This is a genomic window from Pseudomonas sp. NFPP25, from assembly GCF_900116505.1.
Classification (GTDB): Bacteria; Pseudomonadota; Gammaproteobacteria; order Pseudomonadales; family Pseudomonadaceae; genus Aquipseudomonas; species Aquipseudomonas protegens.
The window spans coordinates 241,506-256,416 of record NZ_FPBG01000006.1; the positions used below are offsets into that span (position 1 = coordinate 241,506).

Sequence of the window (14,911 nt, forward strand, 5' to 3'; positions counted from 1 at the left end):
TTATGAATTGCGTTGGTCAGGGCCGGCTGTTTGCCGCTGTTCCTCTGCCCAGCCGCTTTTGGCGGCGTTCGCGACTATAGCAGCAATCATTAAGTGCTTCAAATCCATAAAAAATTGTTATCATTCGCGCCATGACGACTACTGCCCCCTCGACTCCAGGCGTTCAATTGCTTGAGGTCTCGCCGGAATATGCCGGCCAACGTATTGATAACTTCCTTCTCGCCCGGCTCAAAGGCGTGCCCAAGACCTTGATTTACCGTATTTTGCGTAAAGGCGAAGTGCGAGTGAACAAGGGGCGGATCAAGCCCGAGTACAAGCTGCAAGCGGGTGATGTGGTGCGCGTGCCTCCCGTGCGTGTGCCCGAGCGCGACGAGCCGGTGCCGCTGGCTCAAGGGTTGCTGCAGCGCCTGGAAGCCTCGATCGTCTTCGAAGACAAGGCCCTGATTGTGATCAACAAGCCTGCCGGGATTGCCGTGCATGGCGGCAGCGGCTTGAATTTCGGGGTGATCGAAGCCTTTCGTCAGTTGCGCCCGGACGCCAAGGAGCTGGAGCTGGTACATCGCCTCGATCGGGACACCTCCGGCCTGCTGATGATCGCGAAAAAACGTAGCATGCTGCGTCATCTGCATGCCGCGCTGCGGGGTGATGGCGTGGACAAGCGCTACATGGCGCTGGTCCGTGGCCATTGGGCCACGGCGGTGAAGCAGGTGCGTGCGCCGCTGCTCAAGAGCAACCTGCGCTCCGGCGAGCGCATGGTGGAGGTCAACGAAGAGGGCAAGGAGGCCTTGACCGTGTTCAAGGTGCTGCGCCGCTTCGGTGATTTCGCCACCATGGTCGAGGCCAAGCCGGTGACCGGGCGTACTCACCAGATTCGTGTGCACACCCTGCATGCCGGGCACTGCATTGCCGGTGACAGCAAGTACGGCGATGACGATTTCACTCGCGAGATCCGTGAGCTGGGCGGCAAGCGCCTGTTTCTCCATGCCTATATGTTGACGGTGCCGCTGCCCGATGGCGGCGAGCTGAAATTGCAGGCCCCGGTGGATGAGATGTGGGCCAAGACCGTGGAGCGCCTGAGTGCACCCTGATTACAAACTGCTGATCTTCGACTGGGACGGCACTCTGGCCGATTCCATTGGTCGGATTGTCGAGTCGATGCACGCATCTGCTGATCGTTCCGGCTTTCCTCGCCGCGATGACTACGCCGTCAAGGGCATTATCGGTCTGGGATTGCCAGAGGCGATTCGCACACTGTATCCGGAAATAGATGATGGGCAGTTGGTAGCCTTTCGTCAGCATTATGCGGATCACTACATTGCCCTCGAGGCCGAGCCTTCGCCTCTGTTTGCTGGTGTGGTGCAGTCTCTCGACGCCTTTCGGGATGAGGGATATCAGCTGGCTGTCGCCACCGGCAAGGCCCGGCGAGGGCTGAATCGAGTGTTGAAGGCCCATGGTTGGGAAGGGTATTTCGATATCACCCGGGCGGCCGACGAAACCGCCAGCAAGCCTCATCCGTTGATGCTGGAGGAAATCCTTGCTCATTGCGGGGTTGGGCCGCGGCAGGCTTTGATGGTTGGCGATTCGTCCTTTGATCTGTTGATGGCGCGCAATGCCGGAATGGATTCGGTGGCCGTGAGCTACGGTGCTCAGTCCATCGAGGCCTTGCAGGCATTCGAGCCGCGCTTGTCCATCGACCGTTTTCCTCAATTGCACGCCTGGCTGAGCCAGGGTGCCGATTAAGTTTTTGCTGGGGTAGCAGGCATGACCGACGAATGGAAGGCGCCGAGCAAGGCGGGCGCTGAAGGTGGTGATGATAAAAGCTGGAAACTGCTGGAGAAGACGCTGTTGGCCAGCGTCCAGGAACAGCGTCGCTCGCGGCGCTGGGGCATTTTCTTCAAGCTGTTGACCTTTGTTTACCTGTTCGCGGCGCTGGCGTTGTTCACGCCGCTGATGACCATGGAAAAGAATGCCACTCGTGGCGGTAGCTACACCGCGGTGATCGATGTCACGGGGGTGATTGCCGACAAGGAATCGGCCAGTGCTGACAATATTGTCGGCAGCCTGCGTACTGCGTTCGATGATCCCAAGGTCAAGGGCATTGTGCTGCGTATCAACAGCCCTGGCGGCAGCCCGGTGCAGTCCGGCTACGTCTATGACGAGATCCGTCGTCTGCGGGCTTTGCACAAGGACACCAAGGTCTACGCGGTGATCTCGGATCTCGGGGCGTCGGGTGCTTACTACATCGCCAGCGCTGCTGACGAGATCTATGCCGACAAGGCGAGCCTGGTGGGTTCCATTGGTGTGACGGCGGCCGGCTACGGCTTTGTCGGCACCATGGAGAAGCTGGGGGTTGAGCGTCGCACCTATACCTCGGGCGAGCACAAGTCGTTCCTGGATCCGTTCCAGCCGCAAAAGCCTGAAGAGACCCAGTTCTGGCAGGGCGTGCTGGACACCACTCATCGCCAGTTCATTGCCAGCGTCAAGCAGGGCCGTGGCGATCGCCTGAAGGACAAGGAGCATCCGGAGCTGTTCTCCGGCCTGGTGTGGTCGGGCGAGCAGGCGCTGCAATTGGGGTTGATCGATGGCCTGGGCAATACCAGTTCGGTGGCGCGGGATGTGATTGGCGAGAAAGAGGTGGTGGACTTTACCGTCCAGGAATCGCCATTTGATCGCTTCTCGAAGAAGCTCGGTGCCAGCGTGGCAGAGCAGATCGCCATGTGGATGGGCTTTCAGGGCCCAACCTTGCGCTGATCGGGTGTTGCTCAATAAAAAGCCGGCTTGAGTGCCGGCTTTTTTATGGCGGCTCAGGGTGTCTCTACGCCCTCGGCCAGCAGCATGTCCACGAGGCGGATCAGTGGCAGGCCTATAAGGCTGGTGGCGTCGCTGCCGGCGGTGCTCTGGAACAGGCTGACCCCCAGGCCTTCGGCCTTGAAGCTGCCGGCGCAATCATAGGGCTGTTCGGCGTGCAGGTAGCGTTCGATGCGGGTGCTGTCCAGGGTGCGCATGTTGACCGTGAACGGGACGCAGTCGACCTGGCAGTGGCCGGTCTGGCTGTTGAGCAGGGCCAGGCCGGTGAGGAAGGTCACACTGGCGCCGCTGGCGTCCAGCAGTTGCTGGCGGGCTTTTTCGAAGGTATGGGGTTTGCCGATGATGCGCTCGCCGAGCACCGCGACCTGGTCGGAACCGATGATCAGGTGTGCTGGATGGCTGCTTGCCAGGGCGCGGGCCTTTTCCTCGGCCAGGCGTTTCACCAGGGCCGTGGCAGACTCTCCGGGACGATGGCTTTCGTCGATGTCAGGAGAGCAGCAGGTGAAGGGCAGGCGCAGGCGGGACAGCAATTCCCGGCGGTAGGCCGAGCTTGAGGCAAGTAATAAAGGCAGCATGTGCGTCTCCTGAGGCAGGCCGGGAATTCTAGCGAGGCTTGCAAGTGACGGACAGGGCTGAATTTCCTTTGACATGGCCTGGGGCATCCCTATAATGCTGCGCCTATGTTGAATGACCCGATTCCACCTCACGTTGACCCGCGCAAATTGGCTGACCGTGGCACCACCCTTCAAGGTGAACTGCTGCTGGCCGATTTGGAGAGACTCTGCGACCCGCTTTCCGACAATGTCGGTACGGTGCAGGCTAAATTCGTTTTCGAGCGTGACGAGCGTAAAGCTGTAGTTATCCACAGCTCCATCGACGTCGAAGTCAAAATGGTTTGCCAGCGTTGTCTTGAGCTGGTCACCCTGCCGATCCACAGTGAGTGCAGTTACGCTGTGGTGAAGGAGGGTGCGAATACCCAGTCGTTGCCGAAAGGTTATGACGTGCTGGAACTGGGCGAAGATCCTTTGGATCTGCAGGCGTTGGTCGAGGAAGAGCTTTTGCTTGCCTTGCCAATCGTGCCTGCTCATCATCCGGAAGAATGCCAGCAGCCGGCGGGGCTCGATGAGCCCGAACCGAGCGAGGACGAGGTAACGCGGTCCAACCCGTTCAGTGTATTGGCGCAGTTAAAGCGTGACCCAAACGTTTAGGAGTTAATCAATTATGGCTGTTCAGCAGAACAAAAAATCCCGCTCTGCCCGTGACATGCGTCGTTCCCACGATGCTCTCGAGGCTAGCACCCTCTCCGTAGAAAAGACCACCGGTGAAGTTCACCTGCGTCACCACGTATCGCCAGAAGGCGTATACCGTGGTCGTAAAGTGATCGACAAGGGCGCTGACGAGTAATCCTTGTCCGCTCAAGTCATCGCGATTGACGCAATGGGCGGGGACTTCGGTCCCCGCAGCATTGTTCAGGCGAGTATTGCTTGTCTGTCTGCTACCCCCTCGCTGCACCTGACCCTGGTTGGTCAACCCTCCCTTCTTGAAGAACTGATTTCCGGTCAAACGGCTGTGGATCGCGCGCGCCTGACGATTACCCCTGCGAGCGAGGTGATCACCATGGACGAAAAGCCTTCCCAGGCCCTGCGGGGCAAGCCGGACTCTTCGATGCGGGTGGCCCTTGAGCTGTTGCGCGATGAGAAGGTCCAGGCCTGCGTCAGTGCCGGTAATACCGGTGCGCTGATGGCGCTGTCGCGTTATGTGCTGAAAACCCTGCCCGGAATCGATCGGCCGGCGATGGTGGCTGCCATCCCGACTCAGCGTGGCTATTGCCAATTGCTGGATCTGGGAGCCAACGTCGATTGCAGTGCCGAGCACCTGTTGCAGTTCGCCGTCATGGGCTCGGTTGCGGCGGAAACCCTGGGCATCGTGCGGCCGCGGGTGGCCTTGCTGAATATCGGCACCGAGGACATCAAGGGCAACCAGCAGGTCAAGCTGGCGGCGAGCTTGCTGCAGCAGGCCCGTGGCCTCAACTACATCGGTTTCGTCGAGGGCGATGGGTTGTATCGGGGCGAGGCGGACGTGGTGGTGTGCGACGGTTTTGTCGGCAACATCCTGCTCAAGTCCAGCGAGGGGCTGGCGACCATGATCGCCGCGCGTATAGAAGCCTTGTTCAGGCAGAATCTGCTGTCCCGGGCTGTTGGGGCGCTGGCCTTGCCGCTGATGCGCAGGTTGCAGGCGGACTTGGCGCCAGCGCGGCACAACGGTGCGAGTTTCCTCGGCTTGCAGGGGATCGTGGTGAAAAGCCATGGTTCTGCAGGCGTTCAAGGTTTCCAGAGTGCCATTCAGCGGGCGTTGATCGAGATCCAGGAAGACCTGCCGCGCCGCTTGCATGGGCGTCTTGAAGACTTGTTGCTTTAGGCGTTTTCCCTGTGGAGTGCTTAAATGTGACCGCTCAGTTCAATTGGCCATCCAACTGTCAGTTTCTTGCGTCCACCACGGTGTGACGTCAATTCTCCGACGACAAGATCATTAGGGGCTTGTTACATGTCTGCATCCCTCGCATTCGTCTTTCCAGGACAGGGCTCGCAGTCCCTCGGCATGTTGGCCGAGCTGGGCGCGCAGTACCCACTGATCCTCGATACGTTCAAAGAAGCCTCCGATGCTCTGGGCTACGACCTCTGGGCTCTGACCCAGGAAGGTCCTGCAGAGCTGCTCAATCAAACCGACAAGACCCAGCCGGCCATCCTCACCGCGTCCATCGCCCTGTGGCGTGTATGGCTGGCCGAAGGTGGCGCGCGCCCGGCTTTCGTCGCTGGTCACAGCCTGGGTGAATACAGTGCCCTGGTCGCCGCTGGCAGCCTGACCCTGGGGGAAGCGGCCAAGCTGGTCGAGCGTCGTGGCCAGTTGATGCAGGAAGCCGTGCCGGCAGGGCAGGGCGGCATGGCTGCAATTCTCGGCCTGGAAGATGCCGATGTGGTCGCCGCCTGTGCTGAAGCCGCGCAGGGCGAGGTGGTCAGCGCCGTGAACTACAACTCCCCTGGCCAGGTGGTGATCGCCGGGGCCAAGGCGGCTGTGGATCGCGCCATCGAGGGCTGCAAGGCGCGGGGCGCCAAGCGCGCCATGCCGCTGCCGGTCAGCGTGCCTTCCCACTGTGAGCTGATGCGCCCGGCCGCCGAGCGCTTTGCCGAGTCGATCGCTGCGATCAACTGGCAGGCACCGCAGATTCCATTGGTACAGAACGTCAGTGCCGCTGTGGCCGCCGACCTGGACACCCTCAAGCGCGACCTGCTGGAGCAGTTGTACAAGCCGGTGCGTTGGGTCGAGTCGGTCCAGACTCTGGCAGCCAATGGCGCCACCGAGCTGGTCGAGTGCGGCCCGGGCAAGGTCCTGGCCGGCCTCAACAAGCGCTGCGCCGAAGGCGTGTCGACCTCTAACCTGAACACCCCAGATGCTTTCGCTGCCGCCCGTGCAGCGTTGGCCTGAACTAGGAGAAGCTTGCATGAGTCTGCAAGGTAAAGTTGCACTGGTGACCGGCGCCAGCCGTGGTATCGGCCAGGCCATCGCGCTTGAGCTGGGGCGTATGGGCGCCACCGTGGTGGGTACCGCCACGTCCGCTTCGGGTGCCGAGCGCATTGCTGCCACCCTCAAGGAAAATGGCATCCAGGGCACCGGCCTTGAGCTGAACGTTACCAGTGACGAGTCCGTGGCTGCAGTCCTGGCCAGCATCACCGAGCAGTTCGGTGCGCCGGCGATCCTGGTGAACAACGCCGGCATCACTCGCGACAACCTGATGATGCGCATGAAAGATGACGAATGGTACGACGTGGTCGATACCAACCTGAACAGCCTGTATCGCCTGTCCAAGGGCGTTCTGCGTGGCATGACCAAGGCTCGTTGGGGTCGAATTATCAGTATTGGCTCGGTTGTGGGTGCCATGGGCAACGCAGGCCAAGTAAACTACGCGGCCGCCAAGGCTGGTCTCGAAGGTTTCAGCCGTGCCCTGGCCCGTGAAGTGGGTTCGCGGTCGATCACGGTGAACTCGGTTGCTCCAGGTTTTATCGACACCGATATGACCCGCGAACTGCCGGAAGCGCAGCGTGAAGCGCTGCTGACGCAAATTCCGCTGGGTCGTCTGGGCCAGGCTCAAGAGATCGCGCAAGTGGTCGCTTTTCTGGCATCCGACGGTGCGGCATACGTTACTGGGGCTACAATCCCGGTCAACGGCGGGATGTATATGTGAGTCAAATGTGACGGATTGCTTCAAAAAAATGTCATACGAGCTGTCTAAAATCCGTTATAAAGCTGCAATCAATTTATAGGCAGATGGCCAAAGGGTTTGAGGGACAAAGCTTTCAGTTGAAAAGCTGAAAAGCCTTTCTATACACTTACCCACTGGCCAGCTGCCTGAATTTGTCCATTAGGAGTGAAAACAAGGTATGAGCACCATCGAAGAGCGCGTCAAGAAAATCGTTGCTGAGCAACTGGGCGTTAAAGAAGAAGAAGTTGTTAACACCGCTTCCTTCGTTGAAGACCTGGGTGCCGACTCCCTTGACACCGTTGAGCTGGTGATGGCTCTGGAAGAGGAATTCGAGACCGAAATCCCTGACGAAGAAGCTGAAAAGATCACTACCGTTCAAGCAGCTATCGACTACGTTACCAGCCACCAGGCTTAATCGTTTGTAGTCGTCTTTTGCTGTCATGGAAAAACCGCACTGCCGTTACGGCGTGCGGTTTTTTCTTTAGGCCTGATACAAAGTGTCGTCATTAGAAAAAGGAGAGTGCTGTGTCGCGTAGACGCGTCGTAGTCACCGGTATGGGTATGTTGTCGCCACTGGGTACGGATGTGCCAAGCAGCTGGCAGGGCATTCTGGCTGGCCAAAGTGGCATCGGTCTGATCGAACACACCGACCTTTCTGCCTATTCCACCCGTTTTGGCGGCTCGGTAAAGGGCTTCAATGTCGAGGAATACCTGTCGGTCAAAGAGGCCCGCAAACTCGACCTGTTCATTCAATACGGCCTGGCAGCCGGTTTCCAGGCGGTACGCAACGCCGGTCTGGAAGTCACCGATGCCAACCGTGAACGCATCGGCGTGGCCATGGGCTCGGGTATTGGCGGTTTGACCAATATCGAGGAAACCAGCCGCATCCTGCACGATTCCGGCCCACGACGGATTTCTCCGTTCTTCGTGCCTGGCTCGATCATCAACATGATTTCCGGTTTCCTGTCCATCCACTTGGGTGCCCAGGGGCCGAACTACGCCATTTCCACTGCGTGCACCACCGGTACCCACTGCATCGGCATGGCTGCGCGCAACATCGCCTACGGCGAAGCCGACGTGATGATCGCCGGCGGTGCTGAAATGGCTGCCTGTGGCCTGGGCATGGGCGGCTTCGGCGCGTCCCGTGCACTGTCGACCCGCAACGACGAGCCGACCCGCGCCAGCCGTCCCTGGGACAAGGGGCGTGATGGCTTCGTCCTGTCCGACGGCGCCGGCGCCCTGGTTCTGGAAGAGCTGGAGCACGCCAAGGCTCGTGGGGCCACCATCTATGCGGAGCTGATCGGCTTCGGCATGAGCGGTGACGCCTATCACATGACGTCGCCTCCCGCCGATGGTGCCGGTGCTGCGCGCTGCATCGCCAATGCCCTGCGCGACGCCAAGCTCAACGTGGACCAGGTGCAGTACATCAACGCCCATGGTACTTCGACCCCGGCCGGCGACCTGGCCGAGGCCGAAGCGATCAAGAGTGTGTTCGGCGATCACGCCTACAAGCTGGCGGTCAGTTCCACCAAGTCCATGACGGGTCACCTGCTGGGTGCTGCGGGGGCGATCGAGGCGATCTTCAGTGTGCTGGCAATCAACAGCCAGGCCGCGCCGCCCACCATCAACCTGGATGAGCCGGATGAAGGCTGTGACCTCGATTTCGTGCCGCACACCGCGCGCAGCATGGACATCGACGTAGTGCTGTCCAACTCCTTCGGTTTTGGTGGCACCAACGGCTCCCTGGTGTTCCGCCGGTTCTCCGAGTGATGCACAGCTGGGTCGACGGTCAGCCGGCTGACGCACTGTCGCTCAAGGACCGCGGCCTGGCTTACGGTGATGGTCTGTTCGAGACCATTGCCGTCAAATCCGGGCGCCCGCGGCTGCTGGAGCGGCATCTGCAGCGTCTGGCCGAAGGATGTCGGCGCCTGGCGCTGACGGCGGATCAAGCCCTGATCCGCAGTGAGCTGCAGGCCTATGCGGCGGCTTTGGGGGAGGGTGTGCTCAAGCTGATCCTGACCCGGGGCGACAGCCAGCGCGGCTATGCCGCCGATCCTGCAACCGCTGCACGGCGGATTCTCCAGGGCTCCGCATTGCCGGTGTATCCCCTGGCCCATGCCGAGCAAGGCATTCGTCTGTTTCCCTGTACCACGCGCCTGGCCGAGCAGCCGCTGCTGGCCGGCCTCAAGCACCTCAATCGTCTGGAGCAGGTTCTGGCTCGTGCCGAGTGGCGTGATGCCGAGCATGCCGAAGGCTTGATGCGAGATACCTCTGGGCGAGTTATCGAAGGCGTGTTCAGCAACCTGTTCCTGGTCAGCCAGGGGCGGCTGCTGACGGCTGACCTGGGTCGCTGCGGCGTGGCCGGGGTGATGCGCGCTGAAATATTGTTTCAGGCCGAGTCATTGGGCATCCCTGCGCAAGTCGGGGATATCAGTCTCGATCAACTGCAACAGGCTGATGAAGTCTTTGTCTGCAACAGTGTCTATGGCGTCTGGCCAGTGCTTGGCTGTGCCGGGATGAGCTGGTCGGCGGGTGCGCTCACCCGTAAACTGCAGGGCATTACCCGCGCACTACTGGATGCTTGATTCGTGAGACGTAAATTACTGCTCCTGCTGGAAACCGGACTGGTCCTGGCAGGACTGCTGTTGGGTGCGAGTGCCTGGAAACTGTACTCGGCCCTGGAACAACCGCTTAACCTGAGCCAGGAACAGTTGCTCGATGTTCCCGCCGGCTCGACGCCCACCGGCACCTTCAATCGTTTGCAAGCCGAGGGTGTGCTCGATGATGCCTTCTGGCTGCGCCTGTACTGGCGCTTCAATATGGCGGGCCAGCCTCTGCACAGCGGCGAGTACCGCATGACCCCAGGCATGACCGCCGAAGGCCTGATCGGCCTCTGGCAGCGCGGTGAGGTGGTGCAGTACAGCCTGACCCTGGTGGAAGGCTGGAATTTCCGCCAGGTACGCAGCGCCCTGGCCAAGAGCGAAAAATTGCAGCAGACCCTGACGGGGCTCAGCGACAGCCAGGTGATGGAAAAGCTCGGGCATCCCGGGGTTTTCCCTGAAGGGCGTTTCTTCCCTGACACCTATCGTTTCGTTCGGGGCATGACCGACGCCGAGCTCCTGGAAAAAGCCTACGACCGCCTGGACGATGTGCTGGCCAAGGAGTGGAGCAAGCGTGCCGACGATGCGCCTTACAGCGATCCTTATCAGGCGCTGATCATGGCCTCGCTGGTGGAGAAGGAAACCGGCGTACCCCAGGAGCGTGGGCAGATCGCAGGCGTGTTCGTGCGTCGCATGCAGATTGGCATGCTGCTGCAGACCGATCCTACGGTGATCTACGGCCTCGGTGAGCGTTACACCGGCAAGTTGACCCGGGCTCATCTCAAGGAAGCCACGCCCTATAACACCTACGTGATTGCCGGCCTGCCGCCGACGCCGATCGCCATGGTCGGACGCGAGGCGATCCACGCCGCCCTCAACCCGGTGCCCGGCAAGAGCCTGTATTTTGTCGCGCGGGGCGACGGCAGCCATGTGTTCTCCGATGACCTGGATGCCCACAACAGCGCGGTGCGCGAGTTTCAGCTCAAGCGTCGCGCCGACTACCGTTCCAGCCCGGCCCCAGCCGCCACGCCAGCGGTTCCCGAAGCGGCAGGTCCGGTGCCGGAGACGCCTGCAACCCCTGGCCCGGAGACGGCTCCGGCAAGCGCCCCGCAAGCTGCGCCCGAGCCGCCTGCGACTCCGGCTCCTGCCGAGCCTGTGCCCGAGCCCGCGGCGAAAAGCCCGCAATGACATTGATTAAGGACTGCCCGTGACTGGCTTGTTTATTACCCTGGAAGGCCCGGAAGGCGCGGGCAAAAGCACCAATCGCGAGTACCTCGCCGAGCGCCTGCGCGCTGCGGGGATCGAGGTGCTGTTGACCCGTGAACCCGGTGGCACGCCGCTGGCCGAGCGGATTCGCGATGTGCTGCTGACCCCGGTGGAAGAGGTCATGAATGCCGATACCGAGCTGTTGCTGGTGTTCGCCGCGCGTGCCCAGCACCTGGCAACGGTGATTCGCCCGGCCCTGGAGCGCGGTGCGGTGGTGCTGTGCGACCGTTTCACCGACTCCACCTACGCCTACCAGGGCGCGGGCCGCGGCCTGAGCCTTGCGCGCATTGCTGCGCTGGAGGATTTCGTCCAGGGCGAGTTGCGCCCCGACCTGACCCTGGTCTTCGACCTGCCGGTGGATGTCGGCCTGGCGCGAGCCAGTGCCCGTGGCCGGCTGGATCGCTTCGAGCAGGAAGGCCAGGCCTTCTTCCAGAAGGTTCGCGAAGCCTTCCTGGCCCGCGCCGCAGCGGCGCCGCAGCGTTATGTGCTGGTGGATGCGGCGCAGCCCCTGGCCCAGGTCCAGCAGTCCCTGGACAGCTTGTTGCCGCAATTGCTGGAGCGCGCCCGTGGCTGAAGTCTTCCCCTGGCAGGACAGCCTCTGGCAGCAATTGGCGGGGCGTACCCAGCATGCCCATGCCTACCTGTTGCATGGCCCGGCGGGTATCGGCAAGCGGGCCCTGGCCGAGCGGCTGATGGCGCGCTTGCTGTGCCAGCGCCCGGAAGGCCTGGACGCCTGTGGTCAATGCAAGTCCTGCCTGTTGCTGCTGGCCGGCAGCCACCCGGACAACTACGTGCTGGAGCCGGAGGAAGCGGACAAGGCGATCAAGGTCGACCAGGTCCGCGAACTGGTGAGCTTCGTGGTCCAGACCGCCCAGTTGGGGGGGCGCAAGGTGGTGCTGATCGAGCCGGTGGAGTCGATGAATATCAACGCCGCCAACGCCCTGCTCAAGAGTCTCGAGGAGCCTTCCGGCAACACTGTGCTGTTGCTGGTAAGCCACCAGTCCAGCCGGTTGTTGCCCACGATCAAGAGCCGTTGCGTGCAGCAGGCCTGCCCGCTGCCCAGCGAGGCCATGAGCCTTGAGTGGCTGGCCCAGGCCCTGCCTGATTGCTCCGAGGAGGAGCGGGTGGAGCTCTTGACCCTGGCTGCCGGGTCGCCGCTGGCAGCGGTCAGCCTGCAGGCCCAGGGTGTTCGCGAGCAGCGGGCGCAAGTGGTGGAAGGGGTGAAGAAGCTGCTGAAACAGCAGCAGTCGCCCACGCAACTGGCCGAATCCTGGAGTGCCATTCCCTTGTTGCTGCTGTTCGACTGGTTCTGCGACTGGTCGAACCTGGTCCTGCGCTATCAACTGACCCAGGATGAGCAGGGACTGGGCCTGCAAGACATGCGCAAGGTGCTGCAATACCTGGCGCAGAAGTCCGCCCAGGCCAAGGTGCTGAACATCCAGGACTGGATCCTCGCCCAGCGCCAGAAGGTCCTGAGCAAGGCCAACCTCAACCGCGTGCTGTTGCTGGAAGCCTTGCTGGTGCAGTGGGCGGCCCTGCCTACCCAGAATTGACCCGCAGCGCCTAGACTCAGCGTTGTTTCCGCCCGGGCGCCACAACCCGGGCCTTTCATTGATCGGATGTAGTTGTAGCCTCCTATGCTCGTAGATTCCCATTGCCACCTTGACCGCCTCGATCTCGCCGCTCATGACGGCTCCCTGGATGCCGCGCTGGCTGCTGCCCGCCAGCGGGGGGTAGGGCACTTCCTGTGCATCGGTGTCAGCGCCGACAACGCGGCGGACGTCAAGGCCCTGGCCGATCGTTATGACGATGTCGACTGCTCGGTGGGCGTGCATCCGCTGGATGTGCAGCCCGGCGCAGCGCCGGCCCTGGACTGGCTGCTGGATGAACTGAATCACCCCCGGGTAGTGGCCATTGGCGAGACTGGCCTGGACTATCACTACGAGCCGGAAGCCGCCGAGCTGCAGCAGGAATCCTTCCGCCTGCACCTGCAGGCCGCCCAGCAGACCGGCAAACCGGTGGTGGTGCACACCCGCGGCGCCCGCGCCGACACCCTGGCACTGTTGCGCGAGGCGGCATTGCCCAATGCCGGTGTGCTGCATTGCTTCACCGAAGACTGGGAAATGGCCAAGGCGGCCCTGGACCTAGGTTTCTATATTTCCCTCTCGGGGATTGTCACCTTCCGCAATGCCGATGCCCTGCGGGACGTGGCCCGACAGGTGCCGGCCGACCGCCTGCTGGTGGAGACCGATTCGCCTTACCTGGCGCCGATCCCCTATCGTGGCAAGCCCAACCTGCCGCAGTACGTGCGCGAGGTGGCGGAGTTCCTGGCGATGCTGCGGGGCGAAAGCTATGAAGCCTTTGCCCAGCAGACCACGGCCAACTTCAAGCGCCTGTTCCCCTTGGCGCGGGTCAAGGGCTGAGCCTGGGTCGTACGGTGCACTGGCGCTGAATGGCGGGCAAAAAAAACCCGGGTTCTGGGGGGTGAATCCGGGTTAAGACCATTAGGAGTAAAACTAAGGCACGCGGTCCTTCGGTACCTTGATCGGCGTTTCACTTGGGGGAGATGTCCCGCCGACAGTTGAAGTATTGATCACTATTGCATTCAGTCCAGTTGCCCCTGCTCGTTTTTTAAACAAATTTGGAATACGCGCGCTTCGCTTGAGTTCTCATTTGGGTTGCCTGTATCGCAATTTTCGACGCGATCGCTGAATATCACCTGATTTTTAGCCGATAAGACTAAAAATAGCCGCATTTTCCTGAAGGTTGCCTACATAATCTGTTGCAGTTTGCGGTACCTGTCCGGCTGGCAGTTATCAACGCCATCGATACTTTCGGATTATTCTTCCGCTCTTCTAGGGCTTCTCTGATGCTGTGGGACGGCAGTTGCATTGGCCCCCGCTGAGCGACGAATCAGCCGGGCAATGATGAAATTGCGACTTATCGAGGTCTTTGCGTCGCACGCAGGGCGTGGGGCAATCCAGGGTGCTGGTTGCGGGAAAAACCAGACTTCGCGGTCTGATCCGGAGCTTGGCGGCTGTGGAAGTTTGCTATTTGAACCCTGGCCCGGCCCCGTATTCACGGGATTTCCCTGGCTTTTGGCGCCTGTCTGGAAGGTTCTGACGGGGCGGCTTTTGCGCCAGAAACACCAGCAACGATGGATGATCCGTGCATTTTGGCGCAAGTTAGGCATAATACGCGGCTTCGATTTTGACCCCGAACAGACCTTTTCTTATGCAGAAAGAACCTCGTAAGGTCCGTGAGTTTCGTCGCCGCGAGCAAGAAATTCTCGATACCGCGCTCAAGCTGTTCCTCGAACAAGGTGAAGACAGTGTCACCGTCGAGATGATTGCGGATGCCGTGGGTATCGGCAAAGGGACCATCTATAAGCATTTTAAGTCCAAGGCGGAGATCTACCTGCGCCTGATGCTCGACTACGAGCGCGACCTGAACGAGCTGCTGCACTCGGCCGACGTCGACAAGGACAAGGAAGCCCTGTCCCGGGCCTACTTCGAATTCCGCATGCGTGACCCGCAGCGCTATCGGTTGTTCGACCGCCTGGAAGAGAAGGTGGTCAAGGGCAACCAGGTGCCGGAGATGGTCGAGGAACTGCACAAGATCCGCGCGTCCAACTTCGAGCGCCTGACCCTGCTGATCAAGGGTCGCATCAGTGAAGGCAAGCTTGAAGACGTGCCGCCGTACTTCCACTACTGTGCCTCGTGGGCGTTGGTGCATGGTGCGGTTGCGCTGTACCACTCGCCGTTCTGGAGCAATGTGCTGGAAGATCAGGAAGGCTTCTTCCAGTTCCTGATGGACATCGGTGTGCGCATGGGCAACAAGCGCAAGCGCGACCCCGACACCTCGAACAGCTAAGGCATTCAGCCGCTGTATTGCGCCATCGACAAACTGTATGGCGCAGTGTCCGAGGAATATACTCAGGCATGGGACTTGCCAAAACCTGATTTTTGGGTCAGGTTTT

Annotated in this window: 17 protein-coding genes; 16 read left to right on the top strand and 1 reads right to left on the bottom strand. The window is 61.0% G+C overall.

Going from position 1 to position 14,911, the window contains the following annotated elements:
- Nucleotides 1-131 precede the first annotated feature (131 nt).
- From rluC to sppA, 3 genes are read left to right on the top strand one after another with little or no spacing between them, the layout of a single operon-like run.
- Nucleotides 132-1,088: a 23S rRNA pseudouridine(955/2504/2580) synthase RluC gene (gene rluC / locus BM382_RS24240; protein WP_011060111.1), complete on the top strand. Its 957-nt coding sequence runs from the start codon at nucleotides 132-134 to the stop codon at nucleotides 1,086-1,088.
- Nucleotides 1,078-1,740: an HAD-IA family hydrolase gene (locus tag BM382_RS24245; protein ID WP_072444185.1), complete on the top strand. Its 663-nt coding sequence runs from the start codon at nucleotides 1,078-1,080 to the stop codon at nucleotides 1,738-1,740. Before rluC ends, BM382_RS24245 begins: the two co-directional genes overlap by 11 nt.
- A gap of 21 nt (nucleotides 1,741-1,761) precedes the next feature.
- Nucleotides 1,762-2,751 (top strand): signal peptide peptidase SppA, encoded by a 990-nt coding sequence (sppA, locus tag BM382_RS24250; RefSeq protein WP_011060113.1) that lies wholly within the window; start codon nucleotides 1,762-1,764, stop codon nucleotides 2,749-2,751.
- 53 nt (nucleotides 2,752-2,804) lie between these two features.
- Here the strand turns inward: sppA and BM382_RS24255 are convergent, their stop codons facing one another.
- Nucleotides 2,805-3,383: a Maf family protein gene (locus BM382_RS24255; RefSeq protein ID WP_011060114.1), complete on the bottom strand. Its 579-nt coding sequence runs from the start codon at nucleotides 3,381-3,383 to the stop codon at nucleotides 2,805-2,807.
- A gap of 105 nt (nucleotides 3,384-3,488) precedes the next feature.
- Between BM382_RS24255 and BM382_RS24260 the strand changes: the two genes are divergently transcribed.
- The 13 genes from BM382_RS24260 to BM382_RS24320 all read left to right on the top strand — a co-directional run bounded on the left by BM382_RS24260 (nucleotide 3,489) and on the right by BM382_RS24320 (nucleotide 14,805).
- Nucleotides 3,489-4,016, top strand: coding sequence for a YceD family protein (locus BM382_RS24260; protein WP_011060115.1), 528 nt, complete (start codon nucleotides 3,489-3,491; stop codon nucleotides 4,014-4,016).
- Nucleotides 4,017-4,029: 13 nt separating this feature from the next.
- On the top strand, nucleotides 4,030-4,212 hold the full coding sequence (rpmF, locus tag BM382_RS24265; RefSeq protein WP_003179396.1) for a 50S ribosomal protein L32: 183 nt from the start codon (nucleotides 4,030-4,032) through the stop codon (nucleotides 4,210-4,212).
- Nucleotides 4,213-4,215: 3 nt separating this feature from the next.
- Nucleotides 4,216-5,226, top strand: a complete 1,011-nt coding sequence (plsX, locus tag BM382_RS24270) for a phosphate acyltransferase PlsX (protein ID WP_072444184.1) — start codon at nucleotides 4,216-4,218, stop codon at nucleotides 5,224-5,226.
- 126 nt (nucleotides 5,227-5,352) lie between these two features.
- Nucleotides 5,353-6,291 (top strand): ACP S-malonyltransferase, encoded by a 939-nt coding sequence (gene fabD, locus BM382_RS24275; RefSeq protein ID WP_011060117.1) that lies wholly within the window; start codon nucleotides 5,353-5,355, stop codon nucleotides 6,289-6,291.
- A gap of 16 nt (nucleotides 6,292-6,307) precedes the next feature.
- On the top strand, nucleotides 6,308-7,048 hold the full coding sequence (fabG, locus tag BM382_RS24280) for a 3-oxoacyl-ACP reductase FabG (protein ID WP_011060118.1): 741 nt from the start codon (nucleotides 6,308-6,310) through the stop codon (nucleotides 7,046-7,048).
- Between the two features lie 196 nt (nucleotides 7,049-7,244).
- The gene (acpP, locus tag BM382_RS24285; protein WP_003175607.1) at nucleotides 7,245-7,481 is read left to right on the top strand and encodes an acyl carrier protein; all 237 of its coding nucleotides are present in this window, start codon (nucleotides 7,245-7,247) and stop codon (nucleotides 7,479-7,481) included.
- Nucleotides 7,482-7,591: 110 nt separating this feature from the next.
- On the top strand, nucleotides 7,592-8,836 hold the full coding sequence (fabF, locus tag BM382_RS24290) for a beta-ketoacyl-ACP synthase II (RefSeq protein WP_011060119.1): 1,245 nt from the start codon (nucleotides 7,592-7,594) through the stop codon (nucleotides 8,834-8,836).
- A complete protein-coding gene (gene pabC, locus BM382_RS24295) occupies nucleotides 8,836-9,651 on the top strand; it encodes an aminodeoxychorismate lyase (RefSeq protein ID WP_072444183.1) in 816 nt (271 codons plus the stop codon). Before fabF ends, pabC begins: the two co-directional genes overlap by 1 nt.
- A 3-nt stretch (nucleotides 9,652-9,654) precedes the next feature.
- Nucleotides 9,655-10,854: an endolytic transglycosylase MltG gene (mltG, locus tag BM382_RS24300; protein ID WP_072444182.1), complete on the top strand. Its 1,200-nt coding sequence runs from the start codon at nucleotides 9,655-9,657 to the stop codon at nucleotides 10,852-10,854.
- A gap of 19 nt (nucleotides 10,855-10,873) precedes the next feature.
- Nucleotides 10,874-11,506 carry a dTMP kinase gene (gene tmk, locus BM382_RS24305; protein WP_011060122.1) on the top strand — a complete coding sequence of 211 codons (633 nt, stop codon included), beginning with the start codon at nucleotides 10,874-10,876 and terminating at the stop codon, nucleotides 11,504-11,506.
- Entirely contained in the window at nucleotides 11,499-12,485 is a 987-nt protein-coding gene (locus tag BM382_RS24310; RefSeq protein WP_072444181.1) for a DNA polymerase III subunit delta', read from the top strand. Before tmk ends, BM382_RS24310 begins: the two co-directional genes overlap by 8 nt.
- 84 nt (nucleotides 12,486-12,569) lie before the next feature.
- Nucleotides 12,570-13,355: a TatD family hydrolase gene (locus BM382_RS24315; RefSeq protein ID WP_011060124.1), complete on the top strand. Its 786-nt coding sequence runs from the start codon at nucleotides 12,570-12,572 to the stop codon at nucleotides 13,353-13,355.
- Between the two features lie 811 nt (nucleotides 13,356-14,166).
- On the top strand, nucleotides 14,167-14,805 hold the full coding sequence (locus BM382_RS24320) for a TetR/AcrR family transcriptional regulator (RefSeq protein ID WP_011060125.1): 639 nt from the start codon (nucleotides 14,167-14,169) through the stop codon (nucleotides 14,803-14,805).
- Nucleotides 14,806-14,911 lie beyond the last annotated feature (106 nt).